19 protein-coding genes and 1 riboswitch are annotated in these 23,172 nt (G+C 73.2%); of the genes, 11 read left to right on the forward strand and 8 right to left on the reverse strand.

Annotation, left to right across the window (positions count from 1 at the left end; genetic code table 11):
• Positions 1–4: 4 nt before the first annotated feature.
• Positions 5–1,075, reverse strand: coding sequence for an alpha/beta hydrolase (locus tag H9623_RS16250; protein ID WP_193721060.1), 1,071 nt, complete (start codon positions 1,073–1,075; stop codon positions 5–7).
• Positions 1,076–1,399: 324 nt separating this feature from the next.
• Between H9623_RS16250 and clpB the strand changes: the two genes are divergently transcribed.
• The 10 genes from clpB to thiC all read left to right on the forward strand — a co-directional run bounded on the left by clpB (position 1,400) and on the right by thiC (position 14,224).
• On the forward strand, positions 1,400–4,009 hold the full coding sequence (clpB, locus tag H9623_RS16255; RefSeq protein ID WP_193721061.1) for an ATP-dependent chaperone ClpB: 2,610 nt from the start codon (positions 1,400–1,402) through the stop codon (positions 4,007–4,009).
• 336 nt (positions 4,010–4,345) lie between these two features.
• Positions 4,346–4,924: a hypothetical protein gene (locus H9623_RS16260; protein ID WP_193721062.1), complete on the forward strand. Its 579-nt coding sequence runs from the start codon at positions 4,346–4,348 to the stop codon at positions 4,922–4,924.
• A gap of 369 nt (positions 4,925–5,293) precedes the next feature.
• A complete protein-coding gene (locus tag H9623_RS16265; protein ID WP_193721063.1) occupies positions 5,294–6,262 on the forward strand; it encodes a CAP domain-containing protein in 969 nt (322 codons plus the stop codon).
• A 68-nt stretch (positions 6,263–6,330) separates the two neighbouring features.
• Entirely contained in the window at positions 6,331–7,311 is a 981-nt protein-coding gene (locus H9623_RS16270) for a diacylglycerol/lipid kinase family protein (RefSeq protein WP_193721064.1), read from the forward strand.
• Positions 7,312–7,940: 629 nt separating this feature from the next.
• Positions 7,941–8,483, forward strand: a complete 543-nt coding sequence (locus H9623_RS16275; RefSeq protein WP_193721065.1) for a hypothetical protein — start codon at positions 7,941–7,943, stop codon at positions 8,481–8,483.
• Positions 8,484–8,632: 149 nt separating this feature from the next.
• On the forward strand, positions 8,633–9,283 hold the full coding sequence (locus tag H9623_RS16280; RefSeq protein WP_193721066.1) for a hypothetical protein: 651 nt from the start codon (positions 8,633–8,635) through the stop codon (positions 9,281–9,283).
• Between the two features lie 53 nt (positions 9,284–9,336).
• Entirely contained in the window at positions 9,337–10,416 is a 1,080-nt protein-coding gene (locus tag H9623_RS20085; RefSeq protein ID WP_193721067.1) for a peptidoglycan-binding domain-containing protein, read from the forward strand.
• On the forward strand, positions 10,407–11,042 hold the full coding sequence (locus tag H9623_RS16290; RefSeq protein WP_193721068.1) for an ABC transporter ATP-binding protein: 636 nt from the start codon (positions 10,407–10,409) through the stop codon (positions 11,040–11,042). Before H9623_RS20085 ends, H9623_RS16290 begins: the two co-directional genes overlap by 10 nt.
• Positions 11,039–12,322 carry a hypothetical protein gene (locus H9623_RS16295; RefSeq protein ID WP_227748784.1) on the forward strand — a complete coding sequence of 428 codons (1,284 nt, stop codon included), beginning with the start codon at positions 11,039–11,041 and terminating at the stop codon, positions 12,320–12,322. Before H9623_RS16290 ends, H9623_RS16295 begins: the two co-directional genes overlap by 4 nt.
• Positions 12,323–12,445: 123 nt before the next feature.
• Positions 12,446–12,555: riboswitch (TPP riboswitch) on the forward strand.
• Positions 12,548–14,224, forward strand: a complete 1,677-nt coding sequence (gene thiC / locus H9623_RS16300) for a phosphomethylpyrimidine synthase ThiC (RefSeq protein WP_193721070.1) — start codon at positions 12,548–12,550, stop codon at positions 14,222–14,224. It overlaps the preceding riboswitch by 8 nt.
• A 50-nt stretch (positions 14,225–14,274) precedes the next feature.
• Here thiC and H9623_RS16305 read toward each other — a convergent pair whose 3' ends face one another.
• The 4 genes from H9623_RS16305 to H9623_RS16320 form a co-directional block, all read right to left on the reverse strand.
• On the reverse strand, positions 14,275–14,937 hold the full coding sequence (locus H9623_RS16305) for a response regulator (protein WP_193721071.1): 663 nt from the start codon (positions 14,935–14,937) through the stop codon (positions 14,275–14,277).
• Positions 14,934–16,343, reverse strand: coding sequence for a sensor histidine kinase (locus H9623_RS20090; protein WP_193721072.1), 1,410 nt, complete (start codon positions 16,341–16,343; stop codon positions 14,934–14,936). The genes H9623_RS16305 and H9623_RS20090 overlap by 4 nt, the downstream gene beginning before the upstream one ends.
• A 151-nt stretch (positions 16,344–16,494) precedes the next feature.
• Positions 16,495–17,385: a hypothetical protein gene (locus H9623_RS16315; protein WP_193721073.1), complete on the reverse strand. Its 891-nt coding sequence runs from the start codon at positions 17,383–17,385 to the stop codon at positions 16,495–16,497.
• Complete coding sequence (locus H9623_RS16320) at positions 17,385–18,098, reverse strand: ABC transporter ATP-binding protein (RefSeq protein WP_193721074.1); 714 nt, start codon at positions 18,096–18,098, stop codon at positions 17,385–17,387. The genes H9623_RS16315 and H9623_RS16320 overlap by 1 nt, the downstream gene beginning before the upstream one ends.
• Before the next feature lie 222 nt (positions 18,099–18,320).
• Here H9623_RS16320 and H9623_RS16325 point away from each other — a divergent pair, with 222 nt between their 5' ends.
• Complete coding sequence (locus H9623_RS16325) at positions 18,321–19,058, forward strand: TetR/AcrR family transcriptional regulator (RefSeq protein WP_193721075.1); 738 nt, start codon at positions 18,321–18,323, stop codon at positions 19,056–19,058.
• A gap of 119 nt (positions 19,059–19,177) precedes the next feature.
• Here H9623_RS16325 and H9623_RS16330 read toward each other — a convergent pair whose 3' ends face one another.
• From H9623_RS16330 to H9623_RS16340, 3 genes are all read right to left on the reverse strand, one after another.
• Positions 19,178–21,496 (reverse strand): glycoside hydrolase family 3 C-terminal domain-containing protein, encoded by a 2,319-nt coding sequence (locus tag H9623_RS16330; protein WP_193721076.1) that lies wholly within the window; start codon positions 21,494–21,496, stop codon positions 19,178–19,180.
• A gap of 99 nt (positions 21,497–21,595) precedes the next feature.
• On the reverse strand, positions 21,596–22,255 hold the full coding sequence (locus H9623_RS16335) for a DUF4190 domain-containing protein (protein ID WP_321575491.1): 660 nt from the start codon (positions 22,253–22,255) through the stop codon (positions 21,596–21,598).
• A complete protein-coding gene (locus H9623_RS16340) occupies positions 22,252–22,881 on the reverse strand; it encodes a DUF4190 domain-containing protein (RefSeq protein WP_193721077.1) in 630 nt (209 codons plus the stop codon). Before H9623_RS16340 ends, H9623_RS16335 begins: the two co-directional genes overlap by 4 nt.
• Between the last annotated feature and the right edge of the window lie 291 nt (positions 22,882–23,172).

The following is a 23,172-nucleotide window of genomic DNA, read 5'->3' on the forward strand; positions in this document are numbered from 1 at the left end:
GGCTTCAGCCGGGCAGCCGTTCGTCGAGCCAGGTGAACACCTCGTCGAGGAACGCGCTGCGCGCCGGCTCGGGGGACAGGACGAGGTCGTGGGCGCCGCCCTCGATCTCGACGAGGGTCACGTCGTCGCCCAGCCGCGGGGCGCGGTCCTTGATGTGCTGGACGTCCAGGACGCTGTCGGTCGTGAGGATCTCGGGGTGGTGCCCCTTGTTCGGGCCGGACCGTGTCGAGGTCAGGACGAGGACGGGGCACTGCACGTGCAGCCCGCGCGCGACCTGCGCGTGGCCGCGCCGGATCTCGCGCAGCCAGCCGGCCCGGACGGGGAAGCCCTCGTGCGGCTTCCAGCCGAGCTCGTAGGTCCACTCACCGCCCGTCCCGGTGTGCAGGGCCCGCCCGTACGCCTCGTCGAGCGAACCGACCACGAGCCGGGGGGCGAACCGCCCGACGACGTCGATCACCCGCGTGGAGACCACGCGGTCGAACCAGGACGAGTTGAGGTCGAACCACGGGCTGTTGAGGACGAGGGCCGTGACCTTCCCGGGCCGCGCGTTGGTCCACAGGCTCGCGATGAGGCCGCCCGTCGAGTGGCCGAGGACCACGAGCTCGTCGTGCCCCTCGTCGCGGACGACGGCGGCCGCGGCGTCGAGGTCCTGGGCGTGCAGGCTCAGGTCGGTGACCATGTTGGGGTCCTTGCCGGCCTCGGCCCAGTGCGCGAGCGAGCGGCCGTAGCCGCGCAGGTCGATCGCGTAGAAGGTGTAGCCGTGCTCCTCGAACGCGTCGGCGAGGTGCGTCTGGAAGAAGTAGTCCACGAACCCGTGGACGTACAGCACGGCCCGACGGCGGCGTTCGCCCTCGGCGGGCACCGCGCCGGTGGCCGGGCTCGTCGGGGAGCGGGTGGCCGGTGCCTGGCCCGGCGTGGGGGCCGCGGAGGCGGGCCGTGCACCTGCGGGTGCGGCGCCGTCGGGCAGGGGGGCGCCGGCCTTGCGGACGAGGGTCGCCGTGTCCCCGTCGGGGAGGTCGAGCGTGCGGGCGACCCAGTCGGGTCCGAGGACGTCCTGCTGCCAGCCGTGCGTCATGGGTGCTGCCTCTCGGTCGCGGACTCGGGCGGTGCCGCGGTGCCGCCATTGTCCACCGCGCGTGCGGGCCTGTCAGGGCGAGCACGGCCCGGACGTCGAGCCGTCGTGACGGCGCGCGGGGCCCGCCGCGCCGTGGTGCGGTCCGAGGGGTCCGGTGCGATGGTGGCAGGAGGTCCGAGACGTCGCGTCCTCAGCGCCCTGCGGCCCCGCGACACCCCGACGGCGGGGCGCATCGTGACATGACGGACAGAGTTGAGTGGAATAGGCTCAAGTCAGCCCCGTGTTGTTCAGGTAGACCCAGACCCTTGAAATACCGGAGACCCCATGGACACCAAGTTCACCACCATGTCCCAGCAAGCCATCGGCGAGGCGATCCAGACCGCCTCGGCCGCGGGCAACCCCCAGCTCGAACCCGTCCACCTCCTCGCCGCGCTCCTCACGCAGGAGGGCGGCGTCGCCGTCGGGCTCCTCGAGGCCGTGGGCGCGAACGCCCAGGCCATCGGCCAGCGGGTGCGTGCGGCGCTCGTCGCGCTGCCCACCGCGAGCGGCTCTGCCGTCGCCCAGCCGACGGCCTCGCGCGCGACCTCCGCCGCGCTCGACCTGGCCTCGAAGGAGGCCCAGGGCATGGGGGACGAGTACGTCTCGACCGAGCACCTGCTCATCGGGATCGCCGCCGGCTCCTCGACCGCCGCGCAGATCCTCGGCGACGCCGGGGCCACGGCCGACGCGCTGCGCTCCGCGCTGCCCGCGGTCCGCGGCTCGGGCCGCGTCACGAGCCCGAACCCCGAGGGCACCTACAAGGCGCTCGAGCAGTACGGCCAGGACCTCACCGCGGCTGCGGCCGAGGGCAAGCTCGACCCCGTGATCGGGCGAGACTCGGAGATCCGCCGCGTCGTGCAGGTCCTCTCGCGCCGCACCAAGAACAACCCGGTCCTGATCGGCGAGCCCGGCGTCGGCAAGACGGCCGTCGTCGAGGGCCTGGCCCAGCGCATCGTCGCGGGCGACGTCCCCGACTCCCTCAAGGGCAAGAAGCTCATCTCGCTCGACCTCGCGGCCATGGTCGCGGGTGCCAAGTACCGCGGTGAGTTCGAGGAGCGCCTCAAGGCCGTCCTGGAGGAGATCAAGTCCTCCGACGGCGAGGTCGTGACGTTCATCGACGAGCTCCACACCGTGGTCGGTGCGGGCGCGGGCGGCGAGGGCGCCATGGACGCGGGCAACATGCTCAAGCCCATGCTGGCCCGCGGCGAGCTGCGCCTGGTCGGTGCGACGACCCTCGACGAGTACCGCGAGCACATCGAGAAGGACCCCGCCCTCGAGCGCCGCTTCCAGCAGGTCTTCGTGGGCGAGCCCTCGGTCGAGGACACGGTCGCGATCCTGCGCGGGCTCAAGGAGCGCTACGAGGCGCACCACAAGGTGACGATCGCGGACTCGGCGCTCGTGGCCGCGGCCGCGCTGTCCGACCGCTACATCACGGGCCGCCAGCTCCCCGACAAGGCGATCGACCTGGTCGACGAGGCCGCGTCGCGCCTGCGCATGGAGCTCGACTCCTCGCCCATCGAGATCGACGAGCTCCAGCGTGCCGTGACGCGCCTCGAGATGGAGGAGGTCGTGCTCTCCGAGTCCGACGACCCCGCGTCGCGCGAGCGCCTCGAGAAGCTGCGGGCCGACCTCGCCGACCGTCGCGAGGAGCTGTCCGCGCTGACCGCGCGCTGGGACGCCGAGAAGGCGGGGCACAACCGCGTCGGCGACCTGCGCGCCCGGCTCGACGAGCTGCGCGTCCAGGTCGAGCGCGCCATCCGTGAGGGCGACCTCGAGACCGCGGGCCGCATCCAGTACGGCGAGATCCCGCAGCTCCAGGAGCAGCTCCAGGAGGCCGAGCAGGCCGAGGCGAGCGCCGACGACGCCGCGCTCGCCGAGCAGGCGCCCATGATCGCCGACAAGGTCGGCGCCGACGAGATCGCGGAGGTCGTGTCCGCGTGGACCGGCATCCCCGCGGGCCGCATGCTGCAGGGCGAGTCGGAGAAGCTCCTGCACATGGAGGAGGTCATCGGCAAGCGGCTGATCGGGCAGAAGGCGGCCGTCGCGGCGGTCTCGGACGCCGTACGACGTTCCCGTGCGGGCGTCGCGGACCCCGACCGACCCACGGGCTCGTTCCTGTTCCTCGGCCCCACCGGCGTCGGCAAGACAGAGCTCGCCAAGGCGCTCGCGGACTTCCTGTTCGACGACGAGCGCGCCATGGTGCGCATCGACATGTCGGAGTACAGCGAGAAGCACAGCGTCGCGCGCCTGGTCGGGGCCCCTCCGGGGTACGTCGGCTACGAGGAGGGCGGCCAGCTCACCGAGGCCGTGCGGCGCAGGCCGTACTCGGTCGTGCTGCTCGACGAGGTCGAGAAGGCGCACCCGGAGGTCTTCGACATCCTGCTGCAGGTCCTCGACGACGGTCGCCTGACCGACGGTCAGGGCCGCACGGTCGACCTGCGCAACGTCATCCTGGTGCTGACGTCGAACCTGGGCTCGCAGTTCCTCGTGGACCCCATGCTCGACGACGCCGCGAAGCGCGAGGCCGTCATGGGCGCCGTGCGGGCCAGCTTCAAGCCCGAGTTCATCAACCGGCTCGACGACGTCGTGATCTTCGACCCGCTCAACCTCGACGAGCTGGGCAAGATCGTGGACATCGCGGTCGACAAGCTCGGGGAGCGGCTCGCAGACCGTCGCCTGACGCTCGACGTCACGCCCGCGGCGCGCGAGTGGCTCGCGCTCGAAGGGTTCGACCCGGCGTACGGGGCGCGTCCGCTGCGCCGCCTCGTGCAGCGCGAGATCGGCGACCGCCTGGCGCGCAAGCTCCTCGCGGGCGAGGTCGCGGACGGCGACACGATCGTCGTCGACCGCTCGCAGAGCGAGGGCGAGGGCCTGGAGCTGACCGTCCAGAGCTGAGGGGTCAGGCGCGCCCGTCGGGCCGGAGGCAGCTTCGGCCCGACGGTGGCCCGTCGTGGAGCGGGGGAAAAGCAGAGCGTGCCCGCGGAGTCGGGTCCCGTCGATGGGGACGGCACGTCGGATGCTCGCTCGTCCGGGCGTGCTTCCTGGACGTGCGTCCATACCAAGACGTGAGAAGTCCTGTCGAACCTCCTTGTGGGTAGTGCGGGCATCCGACACGATCGTCCTGTTCGTCCCGCAGGGGGACAGCAGGAGGGAACGCACATGAAGCGATATCAGGGCCCGACAGGGCCAGGTCAGGCACCTCACCTCCAGCGGATCGTGGCAGTGCGCCTGATGTCGCATCGCAAGCACGGCGGATCCGGCACCGTCCTGCTGCACGTGGGAGCGGGGGTCGCCGGGCTTGCACTCCTCGTCGCGGGCTGCGCAGAAGACGCCGGCACGGAGACCGGCCTCTACGCGAGCGAGTTCAAGGAGGCGAGGGAGGCCGTGGCGACCGACTTCGAGCGCGACATCCTCGCCGACGAGCAGATCACTGACGCCGAGTACCAGGAGGCGCGCCAGCGGAACAAGTCGTGCGTCGCGGAACGCGGCTTCGAGCTCGAGCTGCTACCGGATGGCGGGACTTCCACCCCCTATTCGCCGGGCGAAGAGGCCGCAATGACCGCCGCTGTCGACGAATGCGGGGCGGTCACCGTTGGGAACATCGAGGGGCTCTACTGGGCCATCCGGAAGAACCCCGAGAGACTTGACCTCGACGAGGCTTCGGCCGAGTGCTTGCGCAAGGCCGGTCTCGTGGGACCGGACTTCGACGGCAAGGAGTTCGACGAGACGTTCTCGAATCCCCAGTACGACACGGACGATCCACGTGTCGACGACTGCATCAACGATCCGCTCTCGCAGCTGTCGGGGTAGCGCGGGTGCGGGGGCACCGCCGTGAGATCCGGTCCGTCGTCGCACGGGTGAGGCGCAGGACGGCAACGACGCCGTCCCCGCGCAGCGCCTCAGGCTCCTCGTCCGACCAGGTGTCTGGTTTTATCCGGTGCGGAAAGGGCATACTGGGCAATCAGCCCAGGTTCCACCGACGGAAGGTCGCTCGTGCAGTCGGAGTTCCCCGCACCCGATCACCTTCCTCAGACCCGCGCCGCGCGTCGGCTCGCCGAGCAGGCGGCCTCGTCGCCGTCCCGGTCGCAGCGTCGCGCAGAGGCCGTCCGTCGGGCCCGCCCGACGCGCCCCGCGCAGACGTCGGCGCGCGGCCCTCGTGTCCTGCCTCAGGTCGCGGCCGTGACCCTCGGGCTCGTCGGCGGGCTCCTCGTGGTCCCGGCCACGCAGGAGATCGGCGGGGAGGGCCGAGGGCTCGAGCCTCTCGGGGCTCGCTGGGACGCCGCACTGGGCCGCGGGGAGGACCGCGCCAGCCGGAGCACCGACGGACGCGCCCCGTTGACCGCAGCCGCGGCGGGTGAGGACGCCGCCGGCGCTGGCCGCTCGACCCAGGAGGTCGAGCCGCAGCCCGCCGGACCGGCCGCCGAGGACCCCATCGCTGCGACTCCGGAGGCGCCGACCGACGCTACCCCGGAGCCCGAACCCGCTCTCGAGGAGTCCGCGCCCGCCGGTCCGCCGCAGCAGGGAGCGACCGGCCCCGAGGTCCAGGAGATCCAGGAACGCCTCCAGGTCCACGGGGCGACGGTGCTGGCAGACGGCGAGTTCGGCCCCGGCACGGACCGCGCCCTGCGCACCTTCCAGACCGAGCAGGGCCTCGAACCCGACGGGGTCGCGGGCCCCGCTACCCGAGCCGCCCTGCTCGCCGACCCGACCCCCGCCGAGGGGGCGACCGGACCGGCCGGGGGAGAGACGCCGTCGGGCACGGGAGGCACCGGGGACACGACGGACCCGGGTGACACCACCGCCGCCCTCGCGCTCGTCAACGCGCACCGCGCGACCGCAGGCTGCCCCGCGCTGCGCGCCGACGACCAGCTCGTGCGCGCCGCGACCCTGCACGCGCAGGACATGGTGGCCCAGGGGTACTTCAGCCACACGAGCCTCGACGGTCGCACGTTCGGCGAACGTGTCCTCGCCCAGGGCTACGCCAGCCCCGGTGGCGAGAACATCGCCGCCGGGCAGCAGAGCGTGCAGGGCGTCGTCGACGCCTGGATGAGCTCCGAGGGCCACCGCGCGAACATCCTCAACTGCGACTTCACGACCATGGGTCTGGGGCGCGCGGGCACCACCTGGGTGCAGGTCTTCGGGTACTGAACCCGTCCGGAGTGTCCGGGGTGTCCGCTTGCTGGGCGAGCGGGCGCCCCCCGCGACATACTCGGGGCGTGAACACGTCCCAGGAAGCCACGCCCGAGCCCGCCGCCCAGCAACGCCTCGACCACGCGCCGCTCCGCTCGGCCGTGATCGTCAACCCGAACCGCGTCGAAGGGCTCGACGAGCTCCGCCGGACCATCGAGACCCAGCTCGCCGACGCCGGGTGGCCCGCCCCCACCTGGCTCGAGACGACCGCCGAGGACCCCGGCACCGGGCAGGCCCGCCAAGCCGTCGCCGACGGCGCCGAGGTCGTGTTCGTGAGCGGCGGCGACGGCACCGTGCGCGCCTGCATCGAAGGCCTCGCCGGGACCGACGCGGCGCTCGCGGTCCTCCCCGGTGGTACGGGCAACCTCCTGGCCGGCAACCTCGGCATCCCGCCCCGGCCCGAGGACGGGATCCGCCTCGCGCTCGACCGCGGGCGCAGGGCCGTGGACATCGGCGAGGTCGACGGGCAGGCCTTCGCCGTCATGGCCGGCATGGGGCTCGACGCCGCGATGATGGAGGACGCGCCCACCGCGCTCAAGGCCAAGGCGGGCCCGCTCGCCTACGTCGTCTCGGCGTTCAAGCACCTCGCGGACGACGAGATGAAGGTCGAGGTGCGGGTCGACGACCGACCGGTGCTGCGCCGTCGGGCACGGACCGTGGTCGTGGGGAACGTCGGCCGCCTCCAGGCGGGCGTCAACCTGCTGCCCGACGCCGAGCCCGACAACGGGCAGATGGACGTCGCGATCATCGCGCCCCGCAACCTCGGCCACTGGGTCCAGCTCCTCGTCGGGGTTGTCACCAAGCGCAGGCGCGTCCCCAACATGGAGGTGCTGCGCGGGTCGCGGATCTCCGTGATCTCCGACCGGCCGCAGCCGCGCCAGCTCGACGGCGACGTGATCGAACCGTCGAAGAAGCTCGAGGTCAGCGTCCGCGCCGGGGCGCTGTGGGTGTGCGTGCGCCAGCCGGACACGCCCGACGCCGTCTCGGAGCGCCTGACGAGAGACTGACACTGTGCCTTGAGACGTTCGCTCGAGGCGGTCCCGTCTCACGTGTGGCTCGGATCCCACCGGGCGCCAGCTGCGCGGTCCGGGTCGAATAGTGAGCGGCTCTTACTTACCTCTTGTGGGCGGGCCGAGCATCTGCAACCATGAGCGGCGCGGGGGCTCTCCAAGGGGGGAGGCCTGCAGAGGGGAAACGCAATGAAGCGAAAGATCATGGCTGTCCTGACCGCAGTCGGGGTGGCATTCAGCGGCGCAGTGATGGTAGGTGCGCCCGCACAGGCGGCGGTCGGTCCACAGGGCTGAACATGGGATCGTCCACGTACACGAAGACCCTCACCGGGCGTTGTCTCTACAGTCAGGCGCGGTTCGAGTTCATCACTCCGAACGGGACGGTCGGCTCAGGCGACGGCCCCGTGGACACGATCGTCTCGCAGTCGCCGACCTATTCGTCCTCCATGCACCGCGGGAACCGAGGTCGGGCGCAGCTCGGACCGTCCTGGTCGGCCTGGATCAAGTCGGTCGACTGAGCTTGTCTTCCGCGCCGCCCGCGAAGCGCTTGCGTCGCTGGCGGCACCGTCTAGTTGGGTACTTCGATGCGCCGGTCCGCAGTGTTGTCAGTATGTGCCATCGTTCTCGTGACGAGCGCTTGCAGCGAAAAGGTCGAGGTCCTCGACAGTCCGTATCGAGCGGAGTTCGACGCCGCGCTCGGCCGGGTGACCACCGATTTCGAGCGGTCGGTGCTCGGCGACGGAGTCATCACCGATGCGGAGTACGCGGAAGCGCAGCAGCGGTATGTCTCGTGCGTCGAGGATCAGGGCTACTCGCTCGTGGTGCGTGCTTCGCCCAACGGCGACCCGATCTACGAGTTCGACACGGGACTTCCGCCGGACGACTCGTTCGAAGAAGCCCGGGCAGCAGCGTTCGCGGCGTACGACGAGTGCGGCCTTGTCACGATCAGGGAGATCGAGCCGCTCAAGCGCGCGATCGAGGCGAATCCTCAGAACGTCGACCGCGAGCAGGCGATCATCGACTGCCTGGTCGACGCGGAAGTCGCCCCGCGTGGTAGCACGGTCGAGGACCTTGGGACGTACCTGTCGGTCGACGGGACTGATGCCGGTGATCCGCTGGCGGCCCGAACGGACGCGATCGACGAGTGCGTGAGCAGCGCCGCGCAGTAATGGGCCGCTGCGGGACGTTGATGGTGGGGCGCCAGGGCGCGGGCGGACCCGAGGAGTGACGGAACCTTCGGCGATGTCGTCGGTGCTCAGGGCAGCGGGCGGTCTCGCCGTCGCAGGGAGTGTGCAAACTGGAGGGGATCGTATGCAGATTGAAGCTCGACGACAGGGTCGACGGCGGGGGGCTGGGAGCGTCGCTGGTGATCGCCCTGGTGGCGGTCGGGGTGGCTGGTTGCTCGCGTGAGGCCGAGGTGCGCAGTCCCTACGCGGCCGAGTTCGCCAACGCCCGCAACGAGGCCACGACCGAGACAGGTCTGAAGATCCTCGAGGACGACGTCATCACTCCGGCGGAGTACCAGCAGGTGGAGGACGCCTCGGTCCAGTGCATGAGGGACCAGGGCCTCGTCGTCAAGGTCGAGGACGAGGGCGGGCTCACGACCGAGCTCGTGGGACTGACCGAGGACTCCCCGCAGGAGGAGATCGATGCGATGAACGCGGAGATCGACGCGGTGCAGAAGGAATGTCGGGCGAAGTTCGACATGGGCCCCATCTCCCTCCTCTACTGGGAGGTCCGCCGGAATCCGGAGAACGTGGACTTCAACCAGGCCATCGCCGACTGCATGGTCCGCGGCGGGCACCGCGACGAGGGATACGACAAGGAGGCGTACTCGCAGGAGCTGGCGCGGTACTCCATCACGCTCAAGGCCGCAGCCGACGGCACCGAGTACGAGGTCGAGGGCGACCTCTCCGGCCAGGAGCTGCCACCTGAGATGACGGCCTGCCAGCAGGACCCCACGAGCTGACGCCCCGGCAGCACCACGACGCGAACACCACCGGCATCACCTGAGGAGCAGCAGTGACCAGAGATCGACGTCCCGCCCGGCCTCGGCCCGCCGGATCCGGAGCCGCACGGGCGGGCGCGCTCGCGCTCGCGGCGGCGGTGCTCCTCGCGGGGGGAGTGACGGCGGGCATGGCGTTGGCGCCCGAGTCGGAGCCGCAGAGCGTGCGCAGCGCGACGCCGCCCGCAGCCGTGCCGGTGTCGCGTCAGGTGTTCGACGATGCGCGCCGGGTCAAGGTCACCCCGGTCGTCGCGGAGGAGGGCTCCCTCCAGGTGACGGATACGGGCAAGGTCACGCGCTCGCAGTGCGCCCCGGGGGCGGTGATCGAGTCGGGATCGAGCCCGGTCACGGTCGACGACCGCCCGGTCCTGGCGCTGGCGACGTCGATCCCGCTGTGGCGGGACATGGCTCCTACGGCCAAGGGCGACGATGTCGAGGCCCTGCAGGTCGAGCTCGCGCGCCTGGGGTACAGGGTGAGCACGGACGGGACCTACGGCAAGGCGACCAAGGCCGCCGTGACCGCGCTGTTCAAGGCCGCGGGCGTCGTGAAGCCGACCGGCGACCTGCCGGCGGCGTCGGTGCTGTGGCTCCCGGCGGCGTCGGTCACCGTGAAGGCGTGCGAGGTGCCCGTGGGCAGCGCGACGTCCGCCGAGGCGTTCGCGACGACGGCCGGGACGCTGGTCTCGCTCGGGCTCGCGGACACGCTCACCACCGTCACGCCCGGGGATCGGGTGCTGCGGCTGGGTGAGGCGAGCGCACCGGTCGGCGAGGGCGGTGTCGTCACGGACCCGGCGTTCCTCGAGGCCGTGCGCGGCAGCGCGGAGTTCGCGGGCTGGCAGCGCACCGAGGGGTCGGAACCGTTGACTCTCGAGTACGTCCTGGCCGCGCCGCTCGACGTGTCGGTCGTACCGCCGGGGGCGCTGTTCGCGCTGAGCGGCTCGGCGGGCTGCGTCTCGGCCGACGGCACGCCCCACCCGGTGACGGTCGTCGCGTCGAGCCTGGGGCAGACCCTCGTGACGTTCGACGGGCTCGACGCCGCAAGCGCGCCGACCGAGGTCGAGCTGACCTCGCAGGAGGCGGGGCAGACGTGCCGGTAGGGGGCAAGCGGCTGGTCGGGTCGGGCCTGGGGCACGCGTTCCCCGGGACGGGCCTGCTGTTCACCGGGCTGGACCTGGAGATCGTGCCGGGCGAGGTCGTCGCGCTCGTGGGTCCTTCGGGGAGCGGCAAGTCGACGTTGCTGAGCATCGTCGCGGGCTGGGAGCGCCCCACGCAGGGGCAGGTCGAGCGCGTCGGGGTCGCCACGACCGGGTGGGTCTTCCAGAACCCGCACGGCGTCGCGCGCCGCGCCGCCCTGGACCACGTGGTGCTGCCGCTGCTCGCGCGCGGCCTGCGTCGCCCTGACGCGCAGGCCCACGCCCTCGACATCATGGAACGCTTCAACCTGGCATCCGTCGCCGACCGCCCGTTCCGGGCGTTGTCCGGCGGGGAGGCCCAGCGCCTCATGCTCGCGCGCGCCGTGGCCCTGGCGCCGGACCTGCTGCTCGTCGACGAGCCCACCGCGCAGCTCGACCTGCGCACGGCCGCGACCGTCAACGAGGTCCTGGCGGGCATCGCGCAGGACGACTCGATCGTCGTGGTCGCCACGCACGACCCGCACACTCGCGACGCCTGCACCCGCGTGATCGACCTCGCCGACTTCCAGTCCGCTCAGGTCGCGGCATGACCGCCACCGAGCATGGCCCTGTGCCCGACGGCGCAGCGCGCCCCGGCCTCGCGACGCCCCCGGGCGGTCCGCCCCGACCCGGCACGGCACCACCCCGCGGACCGGTCACAGCCCCGGGCGCCTCGACCCCGCCCGACGACGGAGCGGACCCTCGCGCGGAGGCGAGCGGCGCCGTCGGGCCGGGGGACGCGCCCGTGCGGGCGCGCGCCATGAGGGCCTCGTCCGTGGTGTCCGAGGCGTGGCGCAACGTCGCGACCGGCACGACACGCGCGGCCCTGTTCGCCGCCGTGCTCGTCGTGGTCGTGGGGTCGTTGGCCGCGGTCGACGTGCGCGCGGTCGTGGGCGTCATCGAGGGGGCCCGCGAGTACCGCGACGCGGGCGCGAGCGTGCAGATCCTCGAGGCCCCCGGTCAGGTCGACGGCGCACGCTGCGAGGCCCTCACCGGGGTCGACGGCATCAACGCGGCCGGAGCCCTGCGGGTCGGCAGCCCGCTCCGGGCGCTCAACCTCCCGTCGAGCGAGCTCACCGGCCTCGAAGCGACCCCCGGACTGCTCGGCGCGCTCGATCGCGGCCGGGTCGCCGGGGCCGGTCTGTGGCTGTCCGCAGATCTGGCCGAGGCGCTCGGCGTGACGACCGGTGACTCGATCGCGACCAATGCGGGACCCGCCCGGGTGGGGGCGGTGTACCCGTACCCGGACGACGGGCGCGACCGCGCGCTCGGCTACGCCGCCGTCGCTCCCGTGCCCGCCACCGGGCTGTTCGACTCGTGCTGGGTCGAGATCTGGCCGGTCGACCCCGAGACCGCGATCCTCCTGCGGACGGCCCTCGTCGCCGACCCGTCGTCCGAGGCGCAGCCCACCCAGAAGCAGCTCAACGGCCGGCTCGGTGCGACGTACGACGCGAGCGCCGAGTTCGCGGACCGTCTGACCAAGCCCGCTCCGGTCGCCGCGGTCGTCCTGGGCCTCGCCCTGGGTCTCGTCGCGATCCGCCTGCGCCGCCTCGAGCTCGCCGCGGCCCTGCACGCCCGCGTCCCGCGCGCGGCCCTGACCTGGCAGGTGCTCCTCGAGACCGCCGTCTGGAGCGGGGTCGCCGTGATCGTGGCCGTCCCCGCGCTGTGGTGGTTCGCCGCCGGCGTCGGCCTTCCCACCGACCAGGTCAGCACCTGGATCCTGGGGATGCGGACCGTCCTGGCGGGCGCCGGGGCGGTCCTCATCGGCGCCGTGGCCGCGGCGCTCACGACCCGCGAGAAGCACCTGTTCAAGTACTTCAAGGAGAGGTGACGTCGGCCGGAACCCTGGAGAGACGGACCGATCGCGGGATGGTCGTGCCGCCGTCGGGCCGCGTGCGCTACGGTGACGACCGCACCACCCAGCACCACCGCACCACCAGCAGGACCCACAACTCCACACACCCACGGGAGCTCGCAGCAGCGAGCTGAGAGGGCGGCTCAGCGCCGCCGACCGTTCGAACCTGTTCGGATCATGCCGACGTAGGGAGAGAGAGCAATGAGCTCCGAGACCGCTGTGCCTGCGCACACCATCACGACCGGCCCCATCGCAGGGTCCGCCAAGGTCCACCACCCGGTCCCGGGCGCGGAGCACCTGCGCGTCCCCGAGCGCCGCGTGCACCTGAGCAACGGCGAGCACCTGGACCTGTACGACACCTCGGGCCCGTACACCGAGGTCGACGACCCGGCGGCGTTCGACCTGGCGGCCGGGCTGCCGGCCCTGCGCGCGGACTGGCTGCGGCCTGACGCCGTCCCCACCGAGCGCGGCACGGGTGGTGCCCGGACGCAGCTCGCCTGGGCACGGGCAGGGATCGTGACCGACGAGATGCGGTTCGTCGCGGCCCGTGAGGGCGTCGACGTCGAGCTCGTGCGCGACGAGGTGGCCCGCGGCCGGGCGGTGATCCCGGCCAACCGCCGCCACCCCGAGATCGAGCCCATGATCATCGGCAAGGCGTTCGGCGTGAAGATCAACGCGAACATCGGGAACTCGGCCGTGACGTCCTCGATCGAGGAGGAGGTCGAGAAGATGGTGTGGGCCGCGCGCTGGGGCGCGGACACCCTCATGGACCTCTCGACGGGCAAGGACATCCACGAGACCCGGGAGTGGGTGCTGCGCAACTCCCCGATCCCCGTGGGGACCGTGCCGCTCTACCAGGCGCTCGAGAAGGTCAAGGGCGACCCCGCGCGGCTCACGTGGGAGATCTACCGCGACACCGTGATCGAGCAGGCCGAGCAGGGTGTCGACTACATGACCGTGCACGCGGGCGTCCTGCTGCGGTACGTCCCGCTGACCGCGCGCCGCGTCACGGGCATCGTGTCCCGCGGCGGCTCGATCATGGCGGCGTGGTGCCTCGCGCACCACCAGGAGTCGTTCCTGTACACGCACTTCGCGGAGCTGTGCGAGATCCTGCGCGACTACGACGTGACGTTCTCGCTGGGCGACGGCCTGCGCCCGGGCTCGATCGCGGACGCCAACGACGCGGCGCAGTTCGCCGAGCTGCGCACGCTGGGCGAGCTGACCAAGGTCGCGAAGTCCTACGGCGTGCAGGTCATGATCGAGGGCCCGGGGCACGTCCCGATGCACAAGATCGTCGAGAACGTGCGCCTCGAGGAGGAGCTGTGCGAGGAGGCGCCGTTCTACACGCTCGGCCCGCTCGCGACCGACATCGCGCCCGCGTACGACCACATCACGTCGGCGATCGGGGCCGCGATCATCGCCCAGGCCGGGACCGCGATGCTCTGCTACGTCACGCCCAAGGAGCACTTGGGGCTGCCCGACCGCGACGACGTCAAGACCGGGGTCATCACGTACCGGATCGCGGCGCACTCGGCCGACCTCGCCAAGGGGCACCCGCGCGCACAGCTCCGGGACGACGCGCTGTCGCGGGCCCGGTTCGAGTTCCGCTGGCACGACCAGTTCGCGCTCTCGCTCGACCCCGACACGGCCCGCGCGTTCCACGACGAGACGCTGCCGGCCGAGCCCGCCAAGACCGCGCACTTCTGCTCGATGTGCGGGCCCAAGTTCTGCTCGATGCGGATCTCGGCGGACGTGCGCGAGTACGCGGAGAAGAACGGGCTGACGTCGGTCGAGGCGATCGAGGCCGGCATGGCGGAGAAGTCGAGCGAGTTCGCGGACGCCGGCGGCCGGGTGTACCTGCCGGTCGCGGGCGGCTGATCCGCTGCCGCAACCGCCTGCGCGACGCACTCAGCGGGGGCAGGGCACGGTCACCGTGGCATCGGCGCCGCGATCCCGTGCTCGTACGCCCACACCACGAGCTGCACGCGGTCGCGCATGCCCGTCTTGGTCATGATCCGGCTCAGGTGCGACTTCACGGTGCTCGCCTCGAGGAACAGCGTCGCGGCGATCTCGGCGTTCGACTGCCCCCGGCACAGCAGCGCCAGGATGTCGTGCTCGCGCGCGGTGAGCAGTCCCGAGGCGGTCTCGTCCGGCGCGGCGGGGGACCGTCGTCGGGCGAACTCGTCGATCACGCGGCGCGTGAGCGTCTGGTCGACGAGACCCTCGCCCGACGCCACGCGCCGCACCGCGTCGACCAGCACGTCGGGCTCGGCGTCCTTGAGCAGGAACCCGCTCGCCCCGGCCTCCAGCGCGCCGAACACGTAGTCGTCCAGGTCGAACGTGCTCACCACGAGCACCGGCACGGGGTCGACGACGCCCGGTCCGGCGAGCGCGCGCGTCGCCGTGATGCCGTCCCCGCCGGGCATGCGGACGTCCATGCACACGACGTCGGGGCGCTCCCGGCGCGCGACGCGCACGGCGTCCGTGCCGTTCGCCGCCTCGCCCACGACCTCGAAGCCCTCGCTCTCGAGGATCACGGTGAAGCCTGCGCGGACGACGGCCTGGTCGTCGACCAGCACCACTCTGGTCATGGGGCCTCCTGCCCGACGGCGGCGCCCGGCACGTCCGTGGACGTCGCCGAGCGCTCGGAATGGGTGGGGGACGCGGTCTGTGCGGGCCGGGGAACCGTGAGCCGGACCCGCCAGCCGTTCCCGGGGACCGGGCCGGCCTCGAGCGCGCCACCCACGAGGGCTGCACGCTCGGTCATGCCGATGAGCCCGTGGCCGGGCGGGGTCGGGCTGCCGGGCGACGGGTCGGACGACCTGCCCCGACCGGTCGCGCCGATCGCCTCGACCGGGAGCCTGTTGGTCACCGTGAGGACGAGCGCGGCCTGCTGGTGGTCGGTCACGACCTCGATCGTGCGGCCCGGGGCGTGCCGGCGCGCGTTGGTCAGCGCCTCCTGGAGCACGCGGTAGACGGTGAGCTGCACCGCGGGGGAGAGGTCGAACGGATCGCCGTGGCGGACGTCGCGCACCTCCGCGCCCGCGGCGCGCGCGAGGTCGAGCAGCTCGCCCGCGTCGTCGAGCGTGGGCTGCGGCGCGGCCGGCGCCTCCTCGCCCGGCTCGCCGGGGCCGGCCTGCGACGAGCTGCGCAGGATGCCGACGACCAGGCGCAGGTTGTCGAGCGTCTCGCGCCCCTGGGTGCGGATCCAGCGCATCGACTCCTTGGCGCGCTCGGGGTCGCGGTCGACCAGCCGCTCGGCCGCCGCCGCCTGGACGACGATCCCCGACAGGTGGTGCGCGGCGACGTCGTGCAGCTCGCGGGCCATGCGACCGCGCTCCTCCAGGACGGCCTGCGCCGCGAGCATGTCGCGCTCGCGCTCGGCCTGGGCCACCCGGCCCTTGAGCTGGGCGAACAGCTCGCGGCGCGTCCCCACGTACGCACCCACGAGCGCCGCTGCCACGTACGTGAGGAGCGCCGACGCCAGCCCGCCCCAGACCTGGACCGCGACGGGCACGGGGCTCCCCGACGTGATCGGCACGGGCCCGCCCAGCACGAAGCCCAGCAGCACCTGCACGCCCGCGGCCCCGCCGGCCGCCCACAGGGCCGTGCGTCGAGGTGCGTACGCCCCGACCGAGTAGGCCGCGACCAGGGTCGCCGGTGCCTGGAACGAGACGAGGGCCGGGAGCACCGGGGTGAGCGCGACCTGGCCCACGACGGTCAGCGCGAGAGCGAGCAGCGGTGCCCGACGACGCAGCGCGAGCGCCATCGCCTGTGCCAGGACGATCCCGATCGCCGCGACCCGCCCTGCCGTCGAGAACTCCAGCGAGTCCTGCCCGCCGTCGACCACGAGGCCCAGGTCCGACAGCGCGAGCCGCTCGACCACCAGCAGGAAGGTGACCGACAGGACACCGACCACCGCGCCGAGCAGGACGTCCCGGCCCGTCGGGGTCCGGACGCCCAGCGCGGCGAGCCGGCGGTGCAGGAGGTCGAGCACGGGGGCTCCTCTCGGTGCGGTCGGTGTCAGCGTGCGCCGGTCGGCGCCGCAGGCGACGCGGCACGGGGCGACCCGCGCACCGGGGTGAGCGGCGGCGTCGGGCACCACGGTACGTGGCCGCGGCCCCGACGGCGCCGCCGCGAGGGGACCGTCAGACGAGGTCGCGGCGACGGAACGTCACCGCGCCCGCCCCGAGCAGGACCGCGACCCACGCGACCAGGCCCAGGACCGCGGCCCCGACGCCCAGGGGGGCGAGACCGCCCAGGACCGCCGTCGCGCTCTGACCGGTCGACGCGAGCGACCCCAGACCCAGCGGCAGCCACGCCGCAGCCGTCGACTCGCCCCCCGACATCAGCAGGACCGCAGCCTGCACCAGGGGCTCGACGATCACCAGGCCCACGACGACCAGGATCGCGGCGACCTGCCCGCGGACCAGCGTCCCGACCCCCAGCCCGAGCCATGCGAACAGCACGAGGACCACGAGCCCACGCCCCCACACTCCCAGGACGTCACCCGCGCCGACCAGGAGCTGCGCTCCGGGCGTCGAGGCGACCGCCACGAACAGGCCCAGGGCCGTGAGCACCGCGAGCGCCGCTCCGATCAGGAGCGCGACGACCGCGACCGCGCCCGCCTTGCCCCCGAGGACGCGAGAGCGCGAGGGGACGACGAGGGCCGTGGGGACGATCCCGCCCGTGCGGAAGTCGGTCGTGACCGCGAGGACGCCCAGCAGCAGCATGCAGATGACCGACACGCCCGCCGAGCCCGAGCCCGCGGGGCCGTTGCCCAGCAGGTCCAGCATGGCGCGCTGCACGGGCGCCGCCCCCAGGTCGGTCAGCCCGGTCAGGTCCGGGGCGAGGTCGGCCGTCATCTCGGGCGAGGCCTGGAGGCCCACGGTGGCGCCGCCCATGCCCTCGACCCCGGCCAGGATGCGCGGCAGGGCGATCGTCAGCCCCTGGACCAGGAGCATGCCCGCGAGGGCGACCACCCCCAGGATCCAGGGCGTGCGGGTCGTGCGTAGCTTGAGCAGCTCGGCGCGGAACATCAGCGCACTCCTTCGGTCTCTGCGGTCAGGTTGAGGTAGAAGTCCTCGAGGGACTCGCCGCGGACGAGGTCCGCGAGAGGGCCGTCGGCGATGACCTGGCCCTGGCCGATCACGACCAGGTCGTCGGCCACCTGCGTGACCTCGGCCAGGACGTGGCTCGCGAGCAGCACCGCACCACCACCGTCCGCGAACGAGCGCAGGACCTCGCGCATCCACCGCATGCCCGCGGGGTCCAGGCCGTTCGCGGGCTCGTCGAGCACGAGGACCTGCGGGTCGCCCAGGAGCGCCGCCGCCAGCCCGATGCGCTGACGCATGCCGAGCGAGTAGGTGCGGACGCGCCGATCGGCCGCCCGGTCCATCCCGACGAGCGCGAGCACCTCGTCGACCCGGCGGCCCTCGATCCCGGCAGCGGTCGCGAGGACCCGCAGGTGGTCGCGACCGCTGCGGCCCGGGTGCAGCCCGCCCGCGTCGAGCAGCGCGCCGACGACCCGGCCGGGGTGCTCGAGGTCCGCGTACGGGCTGCCCTGGACCGTCGCGGTGCCGGCGCTCGCGGACGCGAGCCCCAGCAGGACGTTGAGCGTGGTGGTCTTGCCCGCGCCGTTGGGTCCGAGCAGCCCCACGACCCTCCCGGGCTCGACGGCGAAGCTCACGTCGCGGACGGCGTCGAACGTCCCGTAGGACTTGCGCAGGCCCACGATCTCGATGGCTGGCATCGGGGGGTCCTTTCTCCTCCGGCGGCGCGACCGGGGTGCCGCGCGCCGTGCCTCCAGCCTGTCTTCCGGGCGGTGGCGGGCGCTTCTGGCGGAGGGAGGAAGGTGGGTTGCGCCTTCCGGCGGAGCCGCGCCGCAGTCACCCGGTGCCAGGGATGGATCACGCCCGGTCGCGCGCGTCGTCGGCGCTAGGCTCGCGGGGAACACACTCACGGGGGAGGGCGCATGCCCAGCAGGACGACAGACACGCACGCACGCGACCACGCAGGCCCGACGGCGGGGCCCGGTCCGGCCGACGGGGCCCGGCACGAGGACCGCGGGCGGGGTGCGGGGGCCGCGCCGCGCGGCTACGCGAAGGGCCGCGCCAAGCGCGACGAGATCATCGAGGCGGCCACGGGACTGTTCGGCGAGGTCGGCTACCGTTCGGCGTCGCTCCGCGAGATCTCCTCGCGGGTCGGGATCTCGCACCCCGGTCTGCTGCACCACTTCCCCACCAAGGAGATGCTGCTCCAGGCGGTGCTCGAGCGTCGCGACGAGGCGGACTTCGCGGTGTTCGACCAGGACGTCCGGGACGGTGTCGACTACTTCGACTCGCTCGCGCGGGTCGTCGAGCGCAACGCGTCCCGGCCCGGCATCGTCGAGCTCTTCAGCATCCTGTCGGCCGAGGCCACGTCGCCCGACCACCCGGCGCACGCGTACTTCCAGCGTCGCTACGACGGCGTGATCGCGCGCACCCGGCAGGAGCTCGCCCGTCGCGCCGCCGAGGGGCTCCTGCGTCAGGGCGTCGACGTGTCGGTCTCGGCGCGCGTGCTCGTCGCCGTCATGGACGGCCTCCAGGTGCAGTTCCTCCTGGAGCGGGGTGGGCCACGTCCGCCCGTGGACATGGCTGCGGGGCTGCGCTCGTACCTCGCGCAGATCCACGTCGACGGGGCGACCGGGCCGGGCGGCACGACGGGCGGCTGACCGGGGCTGCCGGGGCCTCCGGGCACCGGCATGCCCGAGTGTCCCGCGACCCCGCCGCCGAGGAGGAGGGACGAGGAGCCCGGACCGGAGGTCCGGGCCCCGTCACCTCGGCGCGCGCATCAGCCCGCCGCGGCCGCCGCGAGGAGCTGGTCGAGCTGGGCCGCGTCGAACGGCATCCCGTCGAAGCTCGCGATGACGCGCAGCGGCATCCCGGCCGCCATGGCCATCATGTCGTCGTCGAGGAGCGTGGAACCGGGGCCGCCGGCCCGAGCCATCGCGTCACGGACGATCCTGCCTGCGACGGGGTGGGCCAGGGCCTCGCCCAGCGTCGACCACGGGGTCAGCGGCGGGGTGACGTCCTCGCCGACCACGGTCACCGTGGCCGAGCCGCGCAGGTCGCGCGACGACGCACCCACGGACACCACGAACTCACCGCCCTCGACGACCCAGCGCCGCAGGACGGGGTGCCAGTACGACAGGTCCCGCGCACCGAGCTCGAACGTCAGGGTGCGGGTCCCGCCCGGCGCGAGCGACACCTTGCCGAACGCCTTGAGCTCGCGCTCGGGTCGCACGACCGCGGCCTGCGGGTCGCCGACGTACACCTGCACGACCTCGGCGCCCGCGACGGGCCCCGTGTTGGTGACCGTCACGTCCACGGTGAGCGACGCCGTCGGGCCCTCGCCCGAGACCACCACCGACAGGTCCTCGTACGCGAACGTCGTGTACGACAGGCCGTGGCCGAACGGGAACGCGACGTCCATGCGCTTCGCGTCGTAGTAGCGGTAGCCCACCAGCACGCCCTCGCCGTAGCGGACGTGCCCGAGCTCGCCCGGGAAGTTCCCGTACGACGCGTTGTCCTCGAGGCGGACCGGGACCGTCTCGGTCAGCTTGCCCGACGGGTTGCGGACGCCGAACAAGAGGTCGGCGATCGCGCCTCCGCCCGCCTGGCCGCCCAGCCAGCCCTCGAGGATCGCGGCGGCATGGTGCTGCCACGGTGCGATCGTGACGGCCGAGCCGTTCGCGAGCACCACGACGACGCGCGAGCACACGGCCGCGACGGCCTCGAGGAGCGCGACCTGGCTCGGCGGCAGGTCCATGTGGTCGCGGTCGAACCCCTCGGACTCGTGGCTCGCCGGCAGCCCCAGGAAGAGGACCGCCGTCCGGGCGGTGCGTGCGAGCCCGACGGCCTCCGCGCGGAGCGCGTCGTCGTCCTCCTCGCCCGTGAGGCCGAACCCGGGCGCGAACGGGACCTCGGAGCCCGTGATCGCGCGGATCTCCGTCAGGGTGTCGTCGAGACGCGTCGGGGTGACCTGGCTCGACCCCGCGCCCTGGTAGCGCGGGGTGCGCGCGAACTCGCCGATCACGACGAGCGACCCCACGGCCGTGGCGTCGAGCGGGAGCACGGGCGCGCCGTCGACGGCCTCGTTGCGCAGGAGGACCGTGCCCTCCGCGGCGGCCTCGCGCGCGAGGGCGTGGTGCTCGGACTCGTCGAACGAGCCCGGTGCCGTGAGCGCGGGCAGCGTCCGGTTCAGGAGCGTGAGGTGACGACGGACCGCCTGGTCGAGGACCGCCTCGTCGACCTCGCCGGCACGGACCGCGGCGACGACCTCGGCGTCGGTGCGGCCGCCGGTCGAGGGCATCTCGAGATCGAGGCCTGCGACGAGGGAGGCCACCCGGTCCGAGACCGCGCCCCAGTCGGAGACCACGACGCCGTCGTAGCCCCACTCGTCGCGCAGGACCTCGGTGAGCAACCAGCGGTCCTGCGACGCGTACGTGCCGTTGATCTTGTTGTACGAGCACATGACGGTCCACGGGGAGGCCTTCCGCACGGCCCGCTCGAAGCCCGTCAGGTAGATCTCCCGCAGCGTGCGCTCGTCGACGTCCGCCGAGACCCGCATGCGGTCGGTCTCCTGGTTGTTGGCGGCGAAGTGCTTGAGCGAGGTGCCCACGCCCTGGCTCTGCACGCCCTGGATCAGCGCCGCACCCAGGTCGCCCGAGACCACGGGGTCCTCGGAGAAGTACTCGAAGTTGCGACCGCACAGCGGCGAGCGCTTGATGTTGATGCCCGGACCGAGGAGGACCGCGACGTCGTTCGCGCGGGTCTCCCGTCCGAGCGCCTGTCCCACGCGCTGGAGCAGGTCGACGTTCCACGTGGAACCGAGCGCGGCGGCGGTGGGGAAGCACGTCGCGGGGACCGAGCTCGCGAGGCCCAGGTGGTCGGAGGACCCGGTCTGCTTGCGGAGCCCGTGCGGCCCGTCGGTGACCATGACCGCGGGCACCTCGGCCCCGGCGCGCTCGACCGGCTGGGTGTGCCAGAAGTCCAGCCCCGACACGAGCGAGGCCTTCTCCTCGAGCGTGAGCTCCTGGAGGAGGTGCTCGACGTCGAGCGGCCGGGCGCTGCTCGTCGTCTCCGGGGTGGCAGGGGTCTCGTCGTTCACGGTGCACGTCCTCAGGGTTCGCGGCCAGGCCGTTCTGATCGTCCGGTCGAGCGTAGCGGAGATACCTACCGGGCGGTAGGTATCTGTTTCCGGCGACGATCAGTCGATCAGCGAACCCTCGGTGGGTGCCGCGGTGCTCGCGACGCACAACCCCGTGCGATCCCCCTCCGCCCACGAGGCCTCGGACGGCGACCACACCACCAGCTCGATCCCCTCCGCAGGCGCGTCGCCCGACAGCACCGCGGGCGTGCACACCCGCGACACGCGAGCGTCCGCCGCGTCCTGCCCGGGCCAGCGCGCGTCCGCGGGGAAGTCCGTCCGCGCCACGACCTGGGCCTCGTGCGCGTCCCCGCACGGGACCACGCGCACCGAGGCGACGGGGCCGTCGTCCGGCAGCTCGGCGAGGCAGCTCCCCAGGACGAGCTGACGGGCGTGCGCGGACCGCGGCTCGCTCACCTCGGCAGGCAGGGGGCGCGTCGCGGCGGCCCCGACGAGCAGGGCGACGACCACCGCGACGGCCGTGAGCGTCACCGCGACCCCCAGTGCGATACCCGCCCACGCGAGCCCCGTACCCCGCGAACCGTCGCGGCGGATGCGCGCGAGCGCGGCCACCCCGACGCCGACGCCGACGGGACCGAGCAGCAGGCCCGTCGGGATCGCCGCGACGGCCAGCGGTTCGGTCCGGGGGGCCGCGGGCTCCCACCCCGGCGCGTAGTACACGTTCTCGTCGTAGCCCGGCCGCTGAGCGGGGCCGGTCACGGGTACGTGCTCCAGATCGTGAGGAACCACAGCGCGATGAACAGCGTGCTGACGGCGCCCACCGTCACGCCCGTGATCGCGAACCCGCGTCCCGTCGTCCCGTCCCGCGAGATCTGCTGGAGCGCGACGATCCCCAGGACCAGCCCGACGACGCCCGGCACCAGGCAGAACGCGATCCCGGCGAGCGACGTGATCATCGACGCGAGCGCCAGACCGTTCTGTCGCGGCGGAGGCGCGAACGAGGCGTTCCACGACGGGGCCACGGGCAGGCCCGGGGGTGGCCCGTACCCGGTCCCGTAGCCGTTCGGCGGGCCCGGGTGCGAAGGGTGCTGGCCCCCGTACGGGCTCGGCTCGTAGGCCCCCGGCGGCGTCCCGTAGACGGGGGTCCCGGGCGGACCGTACGGGCCGTAGCCCTGACCGCCGGGCGCAGGGGGCGCCGTCGGGTCGCCGACCGGAGCAGGCGCGTACGGGTCCGCCGCGACGGGCGCGTCGTCCGCCCAGGCCGGAGGCCGGTACGGCACCAGCGGAGGTTGGCGGCCCGGCCCGCCGGAGGCCGGAGGGTGCGGCTGCGGCGGCAGCGGATCCGGGTCCGGGGTGCCCGACCCCGGCGGCGGAGATGACGTCATGGGAGAACCGTAGCCATGCCGAGCGCCGGCCGTCGGGACTCTCCGCGGCGGGTGAACCCGTGGCCGTCCGAGGCGCCCCGACGAATATTTTGTGAGGATTCCACCCCAAATGGCTCCGGAGCCCCTCGGGTCGGTCCCCGGCGCGTCTATGATCGGTGGTGGTACCGGGCTTTCGCGGTCCCTCCTGGGAGGGATTTGGAAGGAGTCGTGCTTTTCTCGCTCGGCTCTCCGGTGCCCCACCGAGCGCGGCCTGCACGGGCCTCGCGCGACGCATCACCGAGCAGTGAGGAC

Source organism: Oerskovia douganii, assembly GCF_015142735.1.
Classification (GTDB): domain Bacteria; phylum Actinomycetota; class Actinomycetes; order Actinomycetales; family Cellulomonadaceae; genus Oerskovia; species Oerskovia douganii.